This window comes from Nannocystis punicea (genome assembly GCF_026965555.1).
In the GTDB taxonomy this organism is placed as follows: Bacteria; Myxococcota_A; Polyangia; order Nannocystales; family Nannocystaceae; genus Nannocystis; species Nannocystis punicea.
Genome location: NZ_CP114040.1, coordinates 4,051,695 through 4,069,809, shown reverse-complemented (window position 1 = coordinate 4,069,809; position 18,115 = coordinate 4,051,695). Strand labels below are relative to the sequence as shown.

Sequence of the window (18,115 nt, the reverse complement as noted above, 5' to 3'; positions counted from 1 at the left end):
GCTCAAGAGACATGACCGTTCAGACCTGCAGGTCAGAAGCTGCGGGCGATGAGCGCCCGGAAATAATTGACGTCGCCGCGCTGGGCGAAGCCGTGGGCGTAGGTGAAGAACAGGTCGATGGTGTCGCGGTAGCCGATGCGGAAGCTGAACACGAGCGACATGCCGAGGCTCCAGCGCAGGGCCTCGCGGCTGACCCGCTCGGTCCAGGCCATGCCCACGTCGGCGAACGGGATCGTCGTCATGCGGCGCAGGTACAGCGGCAGCGCGCTCATGCCCCGTTCGATGTCGACGAGCGGGATCCGGTACTCGGTGTTGAGCACCGCGTAGTAGTCGCCGGGCAGCGAGCGCCAGGCGAAGCCGCGCAGGTAGCCGGCCTCGCCGAACGCCTCGCGGCGGAGGAACGACTGGATGACGTCGGGCTGGTCGCGCAGGCCGCCGAGGCGGAAGCCGCCGAGCCGACCGAGGCCGCCGGCCGAGGCGCCCCCGCCGAGGCGGAATGCGAGCACCTGGTGGCCGCGCCAGGGCATGCGGATCCGCTCGGTGTAAGCGGCGCCGACCTGGATGTCGCCGTACTGGCCGCCGAGGTGCGGGTCGACCACCGACAGGCGCACGCTCACCGCCCGGCCGGTCTCCTCGGCGTAGCCGTGGCGGACGCCGCGGAGGTTGCTGTAGCGCAGCTCGAGGTCGACGCGGCCGAGGTCGCCGGCGGCCGGCGGGGTGCTCGCGGGGGCGTTGGGGTCGATCCGCTCGCGGTCGCGGTCGAGGTCGCGGAAGCGGGTGAACACGTAGTCGAGGCTGGCGCTGGCGTTGTGGATCGCGTGGCGCACGATCGGCACGTCGACGCCGGCGCGCACGGACGTCTGGCGCTCGCGGTAGCCCGACACCGCGTAGGGGGCGAAGCTGCCGTCGGCCGAGATGTTGTCGTAGCTGTAGCGCTGGCTGCTGTCGTGGATCCGGAAGTCGCGGCGGAAGGCGAAGCGGAAGGTCGGCACCAGGCGGGCGAAGGTGTACTCGACCGAGCCGGTCGGCTGCTGGTGATCGACGAACTGGCGGAACACGCCGGTGAGGCGGTGGTAGCCGACGACATCGGCGATCTCGAGCTTGGCCCCGAGCTCGAGGCCCTGGCCGGCGCCGCCGAAGTCGAGCGAGGCCGGCGCGATCGCCCGCGGGTACATGGTGCGGATCGGCCGGTAGCGCTTGCTGCGGGCGCTCGCAGGCCGCCCGCGATCCTCGGGCAGCGGCGGGTTCGGCTCGTCGGCGACGGGCAGGTCGTCGACGGTCGGCAGCGGCTCGAGGAAGCTGGTCGGGTCGAACTTCATGACCCAAAGGTCATATCCGGTCGAGCTCGCGCCGATGTAGGCGATCCGCGTGCCGTCGTGGCTGACGACGGCGTCGAAGGCGGCGCCGAGGACGTTGGTGACCTGGTGCGTGCGACCGGTGGCGAGGTCGATCGCGTAGACGTTGATCACGTGGTCGCGGTCGGACGAGAACAGCAGCCAGCGGCCGTCGGGCGAGTACGCGGGGGTGATGTCGAGCCAGCGGTCGGCGGTCATGCGCGTGTGCGTGCCGGCCTCGCGGTCGTAGACGTAGAGGTCGCGGTAACCACCGCCGCGGTGCATCGAGTAGGCGACCTTGCGGCCGTCGGGCGACCAGCGCGGGGTGTAGACCTGCTGCATGCGCTCGAGCGGGGCGACCTCGGTGACCTCGCGGGTGTGCAGGTCGAGGAAGGCGAGGCGCGACTGGGCGGCGTCGTTGCGCACGAACAGGACTGTGCGGCCGTCGGGCGAGACCTGGGCGTCGCGGGCGCGCAGGCCGAAGGTCAGCTGCTCGGTGTCTGCGGGGCCCTGGCGGGCGTTGGGTGCCCCCTGCTCGCCGTGCCACAGGTAGAGGTCGTTCCACGAGTAGCGCAGGTCGTGGAGCGACCACTGCTCGAACACGATGTCCTTGCCGCCGGGCAGGAACGAGCCGGTGGTCGCGCCCTGGACCTCGACGACGCGCTCGATGTCGGTGCTCTGGCCCTGGCGGCCGACGCCGACGCCCTCGCGGATCCGTCCGCCGCGGCTCGAGATCCGGCGGATGCCCGGGTTCGAGTGGCCGTCGTCGTCGTAGAAGTAGATCATGCGATCGTCGTCCGACCAGAAGGGTCGGCGCGTGAACGCGTTGCTGGCCTCGGACGCGACGGTGAAGGTGAGGCGCCGGCCCTCGCGGATCCCCCGGCCGCGGATCGCCCGCGCCTGGGCCTCGAAGCGGCGCGTCATGTGCAGCTCGAACTCCTTCCACAGCTGCTCATAGGTGACGCCGAGCACCCGCGAGACTGCGCGGTGGATCCCGTACGGCACCGCCTGGCCGCCGTAGGTGTGGCTGAGCTCGCGCAGCTTGTCGTGGCCGTAGCGCGTGCCGATGTAGTCGACGAGGTGGAGGCCGTAGAGGTAGACGGTGGTGACGTTGGGGAAGATCGTGCCGGGCGAGGACACGCGGTCGATCGGCTGGAAGCCGTGCTCGAGCACGTGCATGCGCATCATGGTGTCGAACTGGGCCGAGCGGTGGCGGCCCTGCGAGGACAGGCGCGACTCCTCGTAGGTCGCCAGGCCCTCGATGAACCACCGCGGCTGGGCGCCGTTGGGCGGCCACACCTTGCCGAGGACGCCGAAGCCGAGCAGCGCGTTGACGAGGCGCGGGATGCCGTGGATCGTGTCGATGTGGACGATGTGCGTGTACTCGTGGGTGAGCAGCACGTCGAGCCAGTCGTCGTAGCTCTCGAGCACCGACATCGACTCGGGCGCGGTGACGTTGCCGTTGATGTGCGCGTACGGGACGACCGAGGCGCTGCCGTTGGCGGAGTCGGTGTCGTCGGTGAGGATCACCTGCGTGCGCAGGAACGGGCTGTGGCCGAGGTCGGGGGCGAGCCGCGAGTGGGCCCGCTCCATCGTCGCCGCGGCCCGCTCCGCGGCGACCTCGTTGCCCTGGTAGTAATGGATGACGAAGTGCTCGGTCTCGAGGGTGCGCCACCGCTGATCGCGGGTGCCCGCCTCCGCGACCGTCGCGACCAGCGTGAGCAGCAACAGGCACCCCAACGCGAACCATCGCGCGCGGCCGGGGCGTGATGCAGACACGCTCCGATGGTATCAGGCCGTTGCGCCGAGGTGCTCGCGGACCAGCGCCGTCAGCGCCGCGGGCCGCTCCTCGGCGACCGCGTGACCGCAACCGTCGACCCATACGAGGCCCGCGCCGCTGATGGCGCCGCGCAGGCGCTCGGCGTGCTCGCGCGGGACGATCGCGTCGCGTTCGCCCCAGATGACGAGCGTGTCACACGCCAGCGCCTTGAGCCGCGGCAACATGGCGGCCATGCGCTCGTCGTTGGCGAGCTGGGTCAACATCGCGTAGGCCGCCTCGCGCCCGCCGGTGCGCGCGAGGCGGTCCCAGTAGAGGTCGAGGTCGTCGTCGCCGAGCCGGCGCGGGTCAGCGAGGGCGCGCGCCAGGTAGTGCGCCAGAGCTGCCCTTCGGTACAGGTTCTTGAAGACATACGGGCCGAGGCCGGGGACCAGGGCGAGGCGGCCCTCGAGCGGCAACGGCATGGCGAAGCAGGTGGCGTCGACGAGGAGCAGGCGGCGCACCCGCTCGGGGGCGGCGTCGGCGAGGCAGACCGCGATCGCGCCGCCCCAGCTGTGGCCGAGGACGTCGACCTGCTCGAGGCCGAGGTCGTCGAGCAGCGCCAGCAAGGTGCGCGCGAGCCAGGTCGGGCTGTAACCGGCGCAGTGGACCGGCGGCGGACGGTCGCTGTCGCCGGCGCCCGGGAGGTCGGGGATCAGGAGGCGACGCGTCGACGCGAGCTCGGGGACGAGGGCCCGGAAGGCGTAGCCGTAGACCATCAGGCCGTGGATCAGGAGCAGCGGCGGGCCGGCGGCGGGGCCGATGTCGCGGAGGTAGAGGCGGCCGAAGTCGAGCGACACCAGCCGGGAGCGGTCGGGCACGACGGGCTGATAGCCCGGGGCCTTCACGGCCCGCCCTCCCCTTCGCTGCAGCCGTGGCGGAGGTGCTCGGGGAAGCGCGTGCGCATGGTCGCCAGCACCAGCTCGTCGGCCTCGCTGGCGGAGTCGACCTTGAGCACGCGCTCGGCCAGGTCCTTCATGTCGTCGGTCTTCGACGAGCGGATGATGTGCTTGATGACCGGGATCGCGCTCGGGTGCATCGACAGCTCGGCGACGCCGAGGCCGAGGAGGACCCAGGTGTAGCGCGGGTCGGCGGCCATCTCGCCGCACAGGCTGACCGGCACGTGGTGCCGCGCGCCCGCCTCGGCGACCTCCTTGATCAGCCGGAGGATCGCCGGGTGCATCGGCTGGTAGAGGTACGAGACGGCCTCGTTCTCGCGATCGATCGCCAGCGTGTACTGAATGAGGTCGTTGGTGCCGATGCTGAGGAAGTCGACGCGCCGGGCGAAGTGCTCGGCGGTCAGCGCAGCAGCAGGCGTCTCGATCATGACGCCGATGTCGATGTCGTCGGCGTGCGCGACCCCGGCGGTCGCCAGCTGGTCGCGCGCCTCTTCGATCGCGTCGAGGCCGGCTCCGAGCTCGTCGACCCCGCCGACCAGCGGCAACATGATCGCCAGCGGCCCGTGCACGCCGGCGCGGAGGAAGCCGCGCAGCTGGGCCAGGAACATGTCGCGCTCGCGCAGCGCGAGCCGCAGCGACCGCATGCCCATCGCCGGGTTGCGCTCATCCTCGAGCTCGAGGAGCTTCGTCGGCTTGTCGGCGCCGAGGTCGAAGGTGCGAAACACCACCGTGTAGGGGGCGCAGCGCCGCAGGACGTGCTTCGCCATGCGGTAGTGCTCCTCCTCGCTCGGGAGGGTGTCGCGGTTCATGAACATGTACTCGCTGCGATAGAGGCCGACGCCCTCGGCGCCGTGGCGCAACGCGAGGTCGAGCTCCTCGGAGATGGCGATGTTGGCGCGCACGCGCACGTGCAGGCCGTCGAGCGAGACGGCGGGGAAGGCGTGCTCCTTGCGGATCTTCTGCTCGAAGGCGAGGTGACGGTCGCGTTCGGCCTGGAAATGAGCGACCTCTTCCGGCGCGGGCCGGACGATGACTCGCCCGCGTACCGCGTCGACGACGATGAGGTCGCCGGCGTCGACCGCCGCCAGCACGTCGTCGACGCCGACGACCGCGGGGATCTGCAGCGAGCGCGCCATGATGGCACTGTGGGAGGTCTTGCCGCCGACGCCAGTCACGAGGCCCGCGACCTGGCAGCGGTGCATCCTGGCGGTGTCGGCGGGGCTCAGATCCTGGGCCACCACCACCGAACCGGCCGGTGGGTCGATCTCGTCGCCGTGCTCGCCGAGCAGCGCCTGCAAGACGTTCTCGATCAAGTAGGTGAGGTCGCTGCCGCGCTCGCGGAAGTAGTTGTCGTCGGCGTTGCCGAGGACCTCGAGGATCTGGTCGGTGACCGTGGTGAGGGCCCACTCGGCGTTGGCGAGCTCCTCGCGGATCAAGGTCTCGGTCCGCTGGATCAGGTCGGGGTCGCGCAGGATCATCTGCTGCGCCTTCAAGATCTGGCGGTGCTCGCCGTGCGGGAGGCGGCTCTTGACGACCTCGATCTGCTGCCGGCACGCGCGCAGGGCCTCGTGCAGGCGCTCGATCTCGGCCTCGACGAGGTCGCGATCGATGTGCGTGTGGAGGACGTGGACGCGCCGACGATCGACGACGTAGGCCGGACCGATGCCGACGCCTGGGCTGGCGGCCGCGCCGTCGAGCTCGCGGCGCAGGCCGAGGTCGGCCTGACGAAACAGGCCCGAGAAAGCGGCGCTCTCCGCTCCGTCGTTCACAGCTCTCCGAATCCGCTCTTGATCAGCTTGCTCAGGGCGTCGAAGGCCGGGGTGGCGTCGGCACCTTCGACGCGAAGCATGACACGGCTGCCCTGGCCGCACGCCAGCATGAGCACGCCGAGGATGCTCTTGGCGTTGACCTCGGTGCCCTCGCGCGCGATCCAGACGTCGGACTTGAACTTGTTGGCGAGGTTCACCAGCTTGCTCGCGGCCCGGGCGTGGAGCCCGAGCTTGTTGACGATCTCGAACTCACCCTGCATCTGCTTGCTCATGCGGTGCTCTCCTTGGCGGGCGCGGGCGCCGGGACGTGGACTGCGAGGGCCCGCTTGGCGGAGTCGGCGCAGGCGCGCGCGAGCTCCTCGGGGGACAGCGCGGTGCGGTCGAGGCTGGCGAGCTTGAGCAGGATGTTGAAGCTGAGCCCGCTGAGCACCACCGGCGGCGCCGTCGCCTCGCGGATCCCGCACGAGCACGGGCTGGCGCCGTAGGCGTCGGCGATCATCAGGACGCCGCGGCCGCGGTCGACGGCCTTGAGCGCGGCCTTGAGGCGCGACTTGAGGTCGTCGGTCTCGCCGCGACCGGCGTCGATGGCGACGACGTCGACCAGACCCGCCTCGCCGCACACGCCGCGCGCGGCCTCCAACAAGGCGCTGGCGCTGCGACCGTGACCCACGAGGACGATGCCGACTGCTTCAGGCATGGACCGTCTCCTTGGCCGCCGCGTCCGGGAGATCGCGGTGGCGGATGATGAGCTGCGGCGGCGGCCGCGACAGCGGTTCGCCCGCGGACAGCCGTTGCGCGAGGGCTTCCGTCAAGGCCACGGAACGATGCTGCCCGCCAGTACAGCCGAGCGCAACGGTGAGGTAGGAGCGCCCTTCGCGCACGCTGCGCGGGACGACGAAGCGCAGCAGGCCCTCGAGGTGGTCGAGCAACACCATGGCGTCGCTCTGACCGAGGACGAAGGCGGCGACCTCGGCGTCCAGGCCGGTGCGCGGGCGCAGGACCGCGACGTCGTAGGGGTTGGCGAGGAAGCGGACGTCGAACACGAGGTCGGCGAAGCTCGGGAGGCCGGTCTTGAAGCCGAACGACGTCAACACGAGGTGCAGCACCGAGGCGGCGCTGTAGCGGTCGCGGATCATCTGCCGGAGCTCGCGCGCCCGCAGGCCGCCGGTGTCGATGGTCGCGGTGGTGCGCACCCGCAACGAGCGCAAGCCCGCGCGCTCGGCCGTGATCGCGTCGGGCAGCTCGCCGAGCGGGTGGCGCCGGCGGGTCTCGGCGAAGCGACGCACGAGCACGTCGTCGGGGGCGTCGAGGAACAAGATCTCGACGCGGTGGCCGGCCTGGACCAGCTGCAAGTGGACGCCGGCGAAGGCGCCGAGGTGGCCGACCTCGCGCGCGTCGATGCCGACGGCGATCCGCCGCGGAGCCTCCTCGGCGGCCAGGACGTCGACGAGCTGCGGCAGCAGCAGCACGGGGATGTTGTCGACGCAGTAGAAGCCGATGTCGGCCAGCGCCGCGAGGGCGGTCGACTTGCCCGCCCCGCTCATGCCCGTGACGACGAGCAGTTCCACGACTACTCGACCTCGGGGGAAGGCACGGCGCCGGAGCTGGCCCGCGGAGTCGGCACCGGCACGTCCGGCCCGGGCCCGCGGATGTTGGCCCCGCGGGCGCTGGCGGCGATCCGGGCGTTGATCTTCTCCTGGAACTCGCGCGCCGAGTCGTGGCCGCGGAACTTCAGCACCTGGTTGCGGGCGACGACCTCGATCAGCGAGGCGATGTTGCGCCCGGGTCGCAGGGGGATCCTGGCCAGAGGGACATCCACGCCGAGGATCGGCCACACCTGCGGCTCGGTGCCGAGGCGATCGTAGTCCTCCTCCTGGGCCTCGCTGAGCTCGACGACGACCTCGATCTTCTTGTTGTCGCGCACCGCGGCGACGCCGAAGAGGTGGGTGATGTTGAGGATCCCGAGGCCGCGGATCTCCATGTGGTGCTGATGCATCTCCAGGGCGGCGCCCCACACCGTGTCGGGCGGGCGCACCGAGACCTCGACGATGTCGTCGGCGACCAGGCGGTGGCCCTTGAGGATCAGGTCGAGCGCCGCCTCGCTCTTGCCGACGCCGCTGCGGCCGATCAGCAGCAGGCCGACGCCGAGCACGTCGATCAGCACGCCGTGGATGGTGGCGCGCGGCGACAGCAGGTCCTCGAGCTTGCGCGTCAGGCGAGAGATGAAGACCGAGCTCATCAGCGGGCTGCGCAGCACCGGCACGCCGTGGCGGCGGGCGACGTCCATCAGGAAGTCCGGCGGGTCGAGGCCGCGAGAGATGGCGAGACAGCACAGCGGCTTGCTGCAGAACGCCTCGAGACCCGCCCTCGCCTGCTCCGGCGAGCAGCTGAGCAGGTAGTCGATCTCGGTCAGCCCCAGGACCTGGATCCGGTCGGGGAAGACGTGCTTCACGAAGCCGGACAGCGCGAGCCCGGGCTTCTGGATCCGCATGCTCGTGATCTTGCGGTCGAGCTCGCCCCAGTCGGACAGCAAGGTCAACTGGAGCGGTTCGGCGGCGGCGTCGAGGAACTTGCCGACCTCGATCGAGGCGTCTCTGCGCATGGTGGGCGCAGTCTAGCAGGGGCCGCCCGGCGGGCGCGAGCCCGCGGGGCGCGCTGCGGGGCCGGTCACGTGGCGGCGGCGGCCTCGGCCTCGGTCCCGTTGGGCTCGATGAGGCCGTAATTGCCGTCCTCGCGCACGTAGACGACGTTGATCTCGCCGGACCCGGCGTTGGTGAACACGTAGAACTGCTTGTGAAGCAGGTTCATCTGCATGATGGCGCCGTCGACGGTCATGCGCTCGGTCGTGACCTCGGTCTGGCGGATGATGACGGGGCGCGACTCCGGCTTGGCGTGGCCGTTGCCGTTGGCGAGGGCGGCGACGGTCGCGGCGGCCTCGGCGGCGGCGTCCTCCTCCTCGACGATCTGGTCGACCATGCTCTCGGCGGCGATGACCCCGAGGCGGACCTTGGCCGAACGGCCCTCACTGCCCTTGTGGTGCTTGATCCGCGCCTTGTAGCGCCGCACCTGTCGTTCCATCTTGGCCAGCGCCATGTCGACCGACGAGTACATGTTCTCGGTCGACTCCTGCGCGTGCAGCTGCAGGCCGTTGCGCAGGGTGACGTCGAAGGCGGCGATGTGCATCACCTTGTCGACGGTGAACGTGCAGCTCACCCGCAACGGCTCGGCGAAGTAGCGCTTGATCTTCTCGAGGCGCTCCTCGGCGTAGCCGCGCAGGGCGGTGGAAGACTCCATCTGGCGGAAAACGAAGTGAGTCTGCATCGATCGGGCACCTTCTTGGTGGGTTTGGCTCCGGCAGGGGGCCGGCTCGTATTGATTGTCTGACCGGAAGGCCAGGAAAGGCCAGGCAAATTGGGCTTAAAAGAGCTTACGGCGTTTCGCGCTCGAGAGCACGCCGAGCTGCTCGCGATACTTGGCGACCGTCCGGCGGGCGATGTCGATGCCTTCCTCCTGCAAGAGCTCGACGAGGCGCTGGTCGCTGTACGGATGAGCCTCGTCCTCGAGGTCGATGAGCTTCTTGATCCGCTCCTTCACCGCCTCGCTGGCGAGGTCGTCGCCGGTGGTGCGGCTGATGCCGGCGTTGAAGAAATACTTGAGCTCGAAGATGCCCTGCGGGGTGTGCACGTACTTGTTGGTGGTCACCCGCGAGACCGTCGACTCGTGCATCTCGATGTCCTCGGCGACATCCTTGAGGATCAGCGGCCGCAGGTGCTGCGGCCCGCGCTCGAAGAACTCGCGCTGGAACTTGAGGATGCTGCGCGTGACCTTGACGATCGTCCGCTGGCGCTGCTGAATCGAACGGATGAGCCACTGCGCCGAGCGCATGCGCTCGTGGATGTACTCCTTGGCCTTCGGGTGCTCGCCCACGGCTTCCTTGTAGAGCCCGCTGATCCGCAGCCGCGGCAGGCCGTCGTCGTTCAGCGTGACCACGAACTCGTCGCCCACCTTGATGATGTAGACGTCGGGCGTGATGTACTGCGGCGTCTCGACCCCGTAGGCCCGCGCCGGCCTCGGGTCCATGCCCATGATCACCTTGGTGGCCTCGTAGACCTCCTCGAGCGCCTCGCCGGTGTCCCTGGCGACGGCTTGATAGTTGCGGATCTCGAGGTTGTGCAGGTGCTTGGCGATGATCGCCCGCACCAGCGGATCCTCGACCGGGTGCTCGGGGTGGTTGGCCTGCACCCACAGGCACTCGGCGAGGTTGCGCGAGCCGATCGCCACCGGGTCGAGCTGCTGGATCTTCCGCACCAGCGTCTCGACCTTGAGCGTCGACACGCCGAGCTTGCGCGCGATCTGCGGGGCGCTCTCCTGCAGGTAGCCCGCCGGCGACAGGCAGCGCACGATGTACTCGGCGACGTCCTCGCCGGTCTCGCCGAAGTTGGACAGGCGCACCTGCCACATCAAGTGCTCGGCCAAGGTCTCGGCGCGGGTCAGGGTCGCCTCGATCGACGGCCCCTCCTCGTCGTCGTTGTTGGTGCGCGTCGCGCTCCCGGCCGACGGCGGCATGTACTCCATCGAGTCGGCGTAGGCCTCCCAGTCGGCGCCCTCCTTCGGGACCTCGTCGGCCTTGACCTCGGCGCTGCTCGCCGGCTCCGTCGGCGCCGGCTCGTTCTGCGGCGCGTCGACCGCGTCCTGCAGCTCGACCGAGCTCACCGGCTCCTCGGCGCTGGTGCCGATCTCGTGCGCCTCCTCGAGCAGCGGGTTCTCCATCAGCTCGCTGCGCACCAGGTCGACCAGCTCGGGACGGGACAGCTGAAGCAGCTTGATCGCCTGCTGGAGCTGCGGCGTCATCACGAGCTGCGTGCTCATCCGCAGGTCTTGGCGCATCTGAAGTGCCATGGTCCGTCGCCTCGCTAAACCAGTAATTTAGCAGAGCCAACACCTGGAACCAACGGCGACGAGGCGGGTGCCCCCCGCACCCACCTCGGCCGCTCGCTCGCGGTGACTGGCCGGGGATTTCCGCGGCGTCGCCCAGACTCCGGCGACCCATCCCCCGCGCCGACCCGGGGCCTTGCGGGCCCCGGAGCGGGCCGCCAGGGCCTCAGGCGCGCTCGCGCTGGTACTGCAAAGCCGCGGCGATGTACGCAGTAAACAACGGATGCGGCGCGGTCGGCCGGCTCTTGAACTCGGGGTGGAATTGACAGCCGACGAAGAACGGGTGCCGGTCCTGCGGCAGCTCGATCATCTCGACCAGAGTGCCGTCGGGCGAACGACCGGACAGCACGAGCCCGCTGGCCTCGAGCCGCTCGCGGTAGCGGTTGTTGACCTCGTAGCGGTGGCGGTGGCGCTCGGAGATCCGGCCGCGGCCGTAGATCCGCGCGGCCAGGCTGCCGGGCGCGAGGTCGCAGTCGTAGGCGCCGAGCCGCATGGTCCCGCCCTTGTCGGCCACGTCCTCCTGCTCGGCCATCAGCGCGATCACGGCCCCGTCGAGCGAGGGGTCGAACTCGGTGCTGTGGGCCCCCGCGATGCCGCCGACGTGCCGGGCGAACTCGCAGACGGCCATCTGCATGCCGAGGCAGATGCCGAGGTACGGGATCTTGCGCTCGCGGGCGTAGCGGATCGCGGCGATCTTGCCCTCGCTGCCGCGCGAGCCGAAGCCGCCCGGGACCAGGACGCCGCCGAGCCCGCCGAGCAGCGCCTCGGCGCCCGAGGCCTGGATCTGCTCGGCGTCGACGTAGACGATGTCGACCGCGGCGTTGCACGCCAGGCCGCCGTGGACCAGCGCCTCGTGCAGGCTCTTGTAGCTCTCGGCGAGGTCGACGTACTTGCCGACGATGCCGATCGAGACCCGGTGCTGCGGGTGCTCGAGCGTGTCGACGATCCGCCGCCACTCCTCCAGCGGCGGCTCGCGGCTCCAGATGTTGAGCATCTCGCAGATCTTGTCGTCGAGACCCTCGGCCCGCAGCACCATCGGGACCTTGTAGATGATTTCCTGGTCAGGCAGCGAGATGACGCTGTCGGCCCGCACGTTGGTGAACAGCGCCAGCTTGTCGCGCGTGCCCTTGCTGATCGGCTGCTCGGAGCGGCACACCAGCAGGTCGGGCTGGATGCCGATCTCCCGCATCTTCATCACCGAGTGCTGGGTCGGCTTGGTCTTGAGCTCGCCCGCGGTGCGGATGAACGGGAGCAGCGTGAGGTGGACGAACACGGTGTCGCGCGGGTCGAGCGTGAGCCGCAGCTGCCGGATCGCCTCGAGGAACGGCAAGCTCTCGATGTCGCCGACGGTCCCGCCGATCTCGACGATCAGGAGGTCGAGCCCCTCCGCCGCCGCGAGGATGCAGCTGCGGATCTCGTTGGTCACGTGCGGGATGACCTGGACCGTCTGCCCGAGGTACTCGCCGCGCCGCTCCTTGCGGATCACGGCCTCGTAGATCTGCCCCGAAGTATAATTGCTGTGGCGCGACATCCGGTGCGAGACGAAGCGCTCGTAGTGACCCAGATCGAGGTCGGTCTCGGCGCCGTCGTCGGTGACGAACACCTCGCCGTGCTGGGTCGGGTTCATCGTCCCCGGGTCGACGTTGAGGTACGGATCGAGCTTCTGCAGGCCGATGTTGAGCCCGCGCGCCTCGAGGAGCGCGCCCATCGACGCTGCGCACAGCCCTTTGCCCAGCGACGAAACCACGCCGCCCGTGACGAAGATGAACTTGGTGTGCTTCCCGCGACTGCTTGCCACGGGCCCGTGGTATGGCAAAAAAGCGCGCCCGGATCCATCGTCGTCGCCGCGTGCCTAGCTCACGCGACGTGCACGAAGATCGTGCGTCGTCAGCCGCGCCAGCGGGCCGAGCGGCGCCAGGCCGACACGTCGGCCTCGCCGCCTTGAGTCGACGCACCTGCACGCGACAGCGACTCGGCGGCCCGCACCGCGGCGGCCGCGGCGATCGCTCGCGCGTCGGCGTCGCTCGGGACGTGCTCGGCGACGAGGTCGGGGTGCTTGTCGATGTAGCGGGTCGAGAAGTCGCCCGCGAGGAAGTCGGGCTCGTCGAGGCAGCGCAGGTGGAAGGCGAGGTTGGTCTCGATGCCGAGGAGGACCGTCTCGCGCAGCGCCTCGCGCATGCGGGCCAGCGCCGCGGCGCGGTCGGGGCCCCAGGTGGTGATCTTGGCGATCATGGGGTCGTAGAAGCGCGACACGACGCTGCCCGAGGCGACGGCAGTGTCGATGCGGATGTTGGCGCCGACCGGCCAGCGGACCAGCCGCACGAGGCCCGGCGAGGGCAGGAACTTGCGCGGGTCCTCGGCGTAGACGCGGCACTCGACGGCGTGCCCGCGCAGCTCGACGTCGGCCTGGGTGTAGCCGAGCGGCTGGCCGGCGGCGACGCGGATCTGGTCCCACACCAGGTCGCGCCCGCAGGTCGCCTCGGTCACCGGGTGCTCGACCTGCAGCCGCGTGTTCATCTCGAGGAAGTAGAAGCGCGGACCCTTGGCTGTCTCTTCGAACAGGAACTCGACGGTGCCCGCGCCGGTGTAGTCGACCGCCTTGGCCGCGCGCACCGCCACCTCGCCCATGGCCTTGCGCACCTCGGGGGTCATCTGCGGGCTCGGGCTGGGGCTCTCCTCGATGACCTTCTGGTGGCGCCGCTGGACCGAGCAGTCGCGCTCGTTGAGGTAGACGGTCTCGCCGTAACGGTCGGCCATCAGCTGGATCTCGACGTGGCGCGCGCTGAGCACCGCGCGCTCCATCAGCATGCGGTCGTCGCCGAACGAGGCCTTGGCCTCGCGCGCGGCGCCCTCGTAGGCCCGCCGCAGATCGGCCGCCTCGTGCACGATCCGCATGCCCTTGCCGCCGCCGCCCGCCGAGGCCTTGAGCATCACCGGGAAGCCGATCTCGCGCGCCGCGGACTCGGCCTGCTCGGCGTCGGCGATGTCGTCGAAGCCAGGGACCACCGGCACGCCCGCCTCGCGCATGGCCTTGCGCGCGCCGGCCTTGTCGCCCATCACGTTCATCGCGTGCGCGCTCGGGCCGATGAACACCACGCCCGCTTCCTTGCAGGCCTCGACGAAGTAGGCGCGCTCGCTGAGGAAGCCGTAGCCGGGGTGGATGGCCTCGGCGCCGGTGGCCTTGGCGGCGGCGAGGATCCGGTCCACGCGCAAATAACTCTCGGCAGCGGGCGCGGCGCCGATGTGCACCGACTCGTCGGCCATCGTGGTGTGGAGGGCGTCGCGGTCGGCGTCGCTGTACACGGCCACCGTGGCGATCCCACGCTCGGCGCAGGTCCGGAACACGCGCAGGGCGATCTCACCGCGGTTGGCGACCAGGATCTTGCGAAAGGGCGGCGTCATGACGGAACGCCGGATCGGTAGCACAAAACGCCGGACGCCGCGGCGTCACCGGTGCGTGCGCGTGGGCTGCCACGGACCGAGCGCACCCGGCTGCTCGGGCGACCGTTCGGGCTCGTGAGCCGCAGGCGCGTCGACTGCAGGCGCCGCGCTCTCGGGCTTCATGGACGCATCTTCATGTTCGCCGGGCTGCCCGCCCCCGCCGCTCGCGGCCCGCTCGGGCACGCCGATCGGCGTGGCCATCGGCGGCGGCGGCGGCGTCGGCCACAGCGGCGGCGGCGTCTTGTCGACGCAGCCGGTCAGCGCAAGGAGCACGAACGGCCCGAACAGCGCGGCGAGCACCCCTGCGGTGCTGCGGCGCGAGTTCGGGCCGGACGGACGCACGGGGCTTCTTTCCCGCCGACTCGCCTACTCGTCGTCCTCTTCGGTCTCGCTGCCGGAGAGCTCCTCGTCGTCGAGGCCCGCGTCGTCGAGGTCCTCGAGGCCGGCGGCGTCGTCGAGGTCGGGCGCGGGGCCCAGCTCCTCTTCCTCTTCAGTGGCCTCTTCGGTCTCGGTCTCGGTCTCCTCGACGTCGACGTTCTCGTCGCCCTCGGTGGTCTCGGGGGCCATGCCGACCTTCTCGAAGTCCGCCGTGAGCTCGGGGATCGTGTCACCCTCTTCCGACTCTTCCTCGCCCTCGATGACGCTGAAGGCCGCGGCCTCGAGGAAGGTGTTGTCGTTGCTGGTGAGCTTGAGCTTCTGGCGCTGCTCTTCGATGTATTCGAGCATGACGCCGGTGATCTGCTCCTGGTAGCGGACCTGGCCGCCCTCGATCTCGCGGAGGGCGGTGACGGCCTGCTTGTTGTCGCAGACGACCTGGGCGGTGCCCTTGCCCTCCAGCAGCGCCCGAGCCCGACGGGCGGCGAGGATCGTGAGGGCGAAGCGGTTGGGGATCAGCTCGAGGCAGTCTTCGACGGTGACGCGGGCCATGGGGGGCGGAGTATGGGGGGTGAGGGGCGAAGGCGCAAGTCCCGGCCGGGCGGCCTGAACGGCCGCCGAACCGCGGATCCGCGGCGACTCACATCTCGATGAGGAGCTGCTGACCGCGCTCGCGCAGGTCGAGGGTGTCGCGGACCCAGGCGATGAAGGCGGTGGCGTGCTCCCGGCGGAAGTTGAACGCCTCGGCCAGGAACAGCAGCGCCTCCATCTCGCCGTCGACGATCTTGTTGTCGGCGAGGGCGGCGCAGACGGCCTGGTAGAACAGGAAGATCCGCGCCTCGCGGTGCTGGACCGACCGCGCCACGTTGGACAGGTCGGACGGGTGGGAGAACTCGCGGCGGACCAGGTCGCGCTCCTCGGGGAGGAGCATCATCTGACCCATCAGCTCCTCGACGAAGTGGCGCTCGCTGTCGGAGACCTGATTGTCGCGGGATGCCATGATCGCCACGGCGCGGGCGACAGCCACCTGCTCCTCGGGGGTGATGAGCTCTGCGATCGGGAAGTCGAGCATCCGCTTACTCCAGTCGGCCCAGGCTAACCCAAGTCCAGGTCCCTGGATAGCCGGCGCGGCCGCGCGTCGTCGGCCTGAAAATCACTGCCCGCGCCGACGCGGACGGGCGTGCGGGCAGCGAGCGGACCGCGCGCCGCGACCGCGCGCGCGGAGTAGATCTCCTGCGCCGCGCGGCCGGTCACCCGCGGACTCACTCGGCGGCCTTGAGGCGATCCGGGCGGTGAAGCCAGCGGACAGCGGTCGGCTCGACGGCGCTGTCGCCCTCCGGCGCGCGCAAGGTGAGCCCCTGAAGCTGCCGCTGATCGAAGTCGGCCGGCAGCGGCGCGACGATGTTGAGGGTGGTGCCGTGCGGACGAACGCTGACCTGGGCGGCCACCGGCATGGTGCCGTCGGCGAATTCGAAGTCGACGGTGTGGGTGGCGCTGCGCGGGACGTCGTCGCCGAGCGAGCCGGGCGCCGTCCACCAGATCTGCTGGCCGTCGTCGATGGCGCCGAGCAGCAGGCCGCCCTCGCCCGGGTGATCGTGACCCGGCGCAGGCGCGCCCTCGAGGTCCCACCCGCTGAGGGTCCGGATCCGCTGGTAGGTGTTGTTCCACTGCCAGTCGGAGACCCACGTCGAGCCGCAGTAGCTCATGTAGTCCGAGTGCGTGCTCGGGTGACGCAGGCGGATGTCCTGGATGCCGAAGCCCCACACGCCGATGATGCCGTTGGCGTGCGGGTAGGTGCCGTCGTTGCCCTGCGAGTTGCCGCCGGGGCACTCGATGTGGCGCCGGCCCTGGGTGTGGCCGATCTCGTGGACGAAGGTGTCCTCGGGCTTGCCCGTCATCTGACCCGCGGCCGCGCGACGCGAGGCGTCCGACTTGTCCGGCCCGGTGATGTCGGCGGCGAGGCCGACGGTGCAGCCGGTGGCGATGCCGTCGCCGCCGCCGATGCACTCGCCGCAGTTGTCGAAGATGCCGTAGTAGTAGACGTTCGGGTCGGCGCCCTCGGCGGTGCGCAGCTGGCTCATCTCGCTGACGAGCCGCGACAGACCCTGGTACTGCGTCATGTCGAAGGTCACCGGGTACGGCTCGTGGACGGTGAAGTCGAGCGACTCGAGCGCGTTCTGCTGGAACAGCGCCTGCTTGAACTTGCCCTCGATCGCGGCGCCGTCCACCGTCGCCTGGCAGCCGCCGAAGTCGTAGGCGACCGGCACGAGGACGACGCGCATGTTGGCGATCGCGTCCTCGATGCCGACGAAGGCGTTGCCGCTGTGCGGCGACTGCGGCGGCACGTCGCCCTCGGGCATGTCCTCCGCGCCAGGCGCCGTCTCCCACAAAGTGATGCTGTACTTGAGGCCAGGTTGGACGTGCTCCGCCTTGACGCCGAACGAGAAGGTGCTGGTGAGGTCCGAGTCGCGGGAGTCGTTCTCGACCAGCATCTTGGCCGTGTAGACCTTGTCGACGCCGCCGCCGCTGAGCTTCAGCTGGGCCTCGAGCTCGCGCGGCACCCAGTCCTCGGGCAGCTTGACGTAGGCGCGGATCAGGGTGTCGCGCCGCGCCGGCAGGTAGGCCACGCGATCGGCCCCGCCCACCTCGGCGCCGTCCTTCCCGATCGCCACGGCCACGCCCGAGTTGGCCTCGACGCGGTCGATGACGATCCCCCCGCGCGCCGGGAACGCCTCGAACGGCTCGCCCGTGGTCGGCTCGGCGGTCGTGCCGCTGGTCGGGTCGGCGTCGGTGTCGGTGGCGCTCAAGACGCCCGTGTCGGGTCCTTCCGTACCCGAGATGTTCACGTCGATCGAACACGCGGACGCGACCGACAGGCAGAGGAGAGGCGCGAGGGCGATGTAGGAGCGCAGCATGTTTCGGAACTTACGTTTTTTTTATTGGCCTCTCAACTCGCAAAACCCTGACAAATCGGGGAAAGCGCGTGCGGCATGTGTGAGTCAGCGCGCGATCGCTCCGTTGACAATCGCGCGCCCGAAAGCGCAGTAAGGCCCTCGCCTCGCCGGAAACGGGTCCGAGGCGCGCTGCTTGACAAGCCATCCACGCACGCGGTCGGGCTGGATCTCCAGCCCGGTTCGAAGAGGGAAATCGGTGCGGTGTTTCGACTCACGTCGACGACACCCAGTCCGATGCGGCTCCCGCCACTGTAAACGGCGACGAGACCGGCGACCCCGCATGGGGACCACTGCGGCCATGGGCCGTGGGAAGGCGCCGGTCGAGGATGACCCGTGAGCCAGGAGACCTGCCGTGTGCCACGTCCGCGCGCGCCGCATCGGCGCGCGGCGGGAGGTCGCGGGAGTTCGACCTCGGGCGCGCTCGGCGTGGCCCCGCTCCTGCGATCGCACGCACGGCTCCGGCCGTGACGGCTCTCGACCCTCGAGAGCCTGGTGAGACGGGAGTCACTCGCCATCGCCCTCGCCCCCTTCATACCGGGCCTCCGCGGCCTCGTTCGTGCCGTCGTCGCCGCGCTCGTCGTCATCCCGAGCG

The 18,115-nt window shown here is 70.3% G+C and carries 15 protein-coding genes and 1 riboswitch; all 15 genes read right to left on the bottom strand.

All coding sequences use genetic code 11. The annotated features are described in order from the left end of the window. Positions 1-32: 32 nt before the first annotated feature. Positions 33-3,113 (bottom strand): beta-propeller domain-containing protein, encoded by a 3,081-nt coding sequence (locus O0S08_RS15645; RefSeq protein ID WP_269039944.1) that lies wholly within the window; start codon positions 3,111-3,113, stop codon positions 33-35. A 12-nt stretch (positions 3,114-3,125) separates the two neighbouring features. Then, positions 3,126-3,971, bottom strand: coding sequence for an alpha/beta fold hydrolase (locus tag O0S08_RS15640; protein WP_269039943.1), 846 nt, complete (start codon positions 3,969-3,971; stop codon positions 3,126-3,128). Positions 3,972-3,994: 23 nt separating this feature from the next. After that, positions 3,995-5,818 carry a phosphoenolpyruvate--protein phosphotransferase gene (gene ptsP, locus O0S08_RS15635; protein ID WP_269039942.1) on the bottom strand — a complete coding sequence of 608 codons (1,824 nt, stop codon included), beginning with the start codon at positions 5,816-5,818 and terminating at the stop codon, positions 3,995-3,997. Further along, complete coding sequence (locus O0S08_RS15630; RefSeq protein WP_267708655.1) at positions 5,815-6,090, bottom strand: HPr family phosphocarrier protein; 276 nt, start codon at positions 6,088-6,090, stop codon at positions 5,815-5,817. The genes ptsP and O0S08_RS15630 overlap by 4 nt, the downstream gene beginning before the upstream one ends. After that, positions 6,087-6,515 (bottom strand): PTS sugar transporter subunit IIA, encoded by a 429-nt coding sequence (locus tag O0S08_RS15625; RefSeq protein WP_269039941.1) that lies wholly within the window; start codon positions 6,513-6,515, stop codon positions 6,087-6,089. Before O0S08_RS15625 ends, O0S08_RS15630 begins: the two co-directional genes overlap by 4 nt. Then, on the bottom strand, positions 6,508-7,386 hold the full coding sequence (gene rapZ / locus O0S08_RS15620) for an RNase adapter RapZ (RefSeq protein WP_269039940.1): 879 nt from the start codon (positions 7,384-7,386) through the stop codon (positions 6,508-6,510). The genes O0S08_RS15625 and rapZ overlap by 8 nt, the downstream gene beginning before the upstream one ends. 2 nt (positions 7,387-7,388) lie before the next feature. Beyond that, positions 7,389-8,420, bottom strand: a complete 1,032-nt coding sequence (gene hprK / locus O0S08_RS15615) for an HPr(Ser) kinase/phosphatase (RefSeq protein ID WP_096325960.1) — start codon at positions 8,418-8,420, stop codon at positions 7,389-7,391. Positions 8,421-8,485: 65 nt separating this feature from the next. Further along, positions 8,486-9,139: a ribosome hibernation-promoting factor, HPF/YfiA family gene (gene hpf, locus O0S08_RS15610; protein ID WP_269039939.1), complete on the bottom strand. Its 654-nt coding sequence runs from the start codon at positions 9,137-9,139 to the stop codon at positions 8,486-8,488. A gap of 96 nt (positions 9,140-9,235) precedes the next feature. Further along, complete coding sequence (rpoN, locus tag O0S08_RS15605) at positions 9,236-10,705, bottom strand: RNA polymerase factor sigma-54 (RefSeq protein WP_269039938.1); 1,470 nt, start codon at positions 10,703-10,705, stop codon at positions 9,236-9,238. Between the two features lie 214 nt (positions 10,706-10,919). Beyond that, a complete protein-coding gene (gene pyrG, locus O0S08_RS15600) occupies positions 10,920-12,551 on the bottom strand; it encodes a CTP synthase (RefSeq protein WP_269039937.1) in 1,632 nt (543 codons plus the stop codon). 89 nt (positions 12,552-12,640) lie between these two features. Continuing rightward, positions 12,641-14,155, bottom strand: a complete 1,515-nt coding sequence (locus O0S08_RS15595) for an acetyl-CoA carboxylase biotin carboxylase subunit (RefSeq protein ID WP_269039936.1) — start codon at positions 14,153-14,155, stop codon at positions 12,641-12,643. Between the two features lie 45 nt (positions 14,156-14,200). Next, positions 14,201-14,536, bottom strand: a complete 336-nt coding sequence (locus O0S08_RS15590; RefSeq protein ID WP_269039935.1) for a hypothetical protein — start codon at positions 14,534-14,536, stop codon at positions 14,201-14,203. Between the two features lie 24 nt (positions 14,537-14,560). Further along, positions 14,561-15,121, bottom strand: coding sequence for a DNA-directed RNA polymerase subunit omega (rpoZ, locus tag O0S08_RS51055; protein WP_276082599.1), 561 nt, complete (start codon positions 15,119-15,121; stop codon positions 14,561-14,563). A gap of 88 nt (positions 15,122-15,209) precedes the next feature. Beyond that, positions 15,210-15,641, bottom strand: coding sequence for a tellurite resistance TerB family protein (locus O0S08_RS15580; protein ID WP_224194965.1), 432 nt, complete (start codon positions 15,639-15,641; stop codon positions 15,210-15,212). 190 nt (positions 15,642-15,831) lie between these two features. Then, positions 15,832-17,484, bottom strand: a complete 1,653-nt coding sequence (locus O0S08_RS15575) for a hypothetical protein (protein ID WP_269039934.1) — start codon at positions 17,482-17,484, stop codon at positions 15,832-15,834. A 176-nt stretch (positions 17,485-17,660) separates the two neighbouring features. Further along, a riboswitch (cobalamin riboswitch) is annotated at positions 17,661-17,892 on the top strand. Positions 17,893-18,115: the final 223 nt, after the last annotated feature.

Excerpts from the sequence above, each read along its gene's own strand:
- O0S08_RS15630 (WP_267708655.1), bottom strand. The coding sequence starts at position 6,090 with ATGAGCAAGCAGATGCAGGGTGAGTTCGAGATCGTCAACAAGCTCGGG.
- O0S08_RS15625 (WP_269039941.1), bottom strand. The coding sequence starts at position 6,515 with ATGCCTGAAGCAGTCGGCATCGTCCTCGTGGGTCACGGTCGCAGCGCC.
- hprK (WP_096325960.1), bottom strand. The coding sequence starts at position 8,420 with ATGCGCAGAGACGCCTCGATCGAGGTCGGCAAGTTCCTCGACGCCGCC.
- hpf (WP_269039939.1), bottom strand. The coding sequence starts at position 9,139 with ATGCAGACTCACTTCGTTTTCCGCCAGATGGAGTCTTCCACCGCCCTG.
- rpoN (WP_269039938.1), bottom strand. The coding sequence starts at position 10,705 with ATGCGCCAAGACCTGCGGATGAGCACGCAGCTCGTGATGACGCCGCAG.
- O0S08_RS15595 (WP_269039936.1), bottom strand. The coding sequence starts at position 14,155 with ATGACGCCGCCCTTTCGCAAGATCCTGGTCGCCAACCGCGGTGAGATC.
- rpoZ (WP_276082599.1), bottom strand. The coding sequence starts at position 15,121 with ATGGCCCGCGTCACCGTCGAAGACTGCCTCGAGCTGATCCCCAACCGC.
- O0S08_RS15580 (WP_224194965.1), bottom strand. The coding sequence starts at position 15,641 with ATGCTCGACTTCCCGATCGCAGAGCTCATCACCCCCGAGGAGCAGGTG.
- O0S08_RS15575 (WP_269039934.1), bottom strand. The coding sequence starts at position 17,484 with ATGCTGCGCTCCTACATCGCCCTCGCGCCTCTCCTCTGCCTGTCGGTC.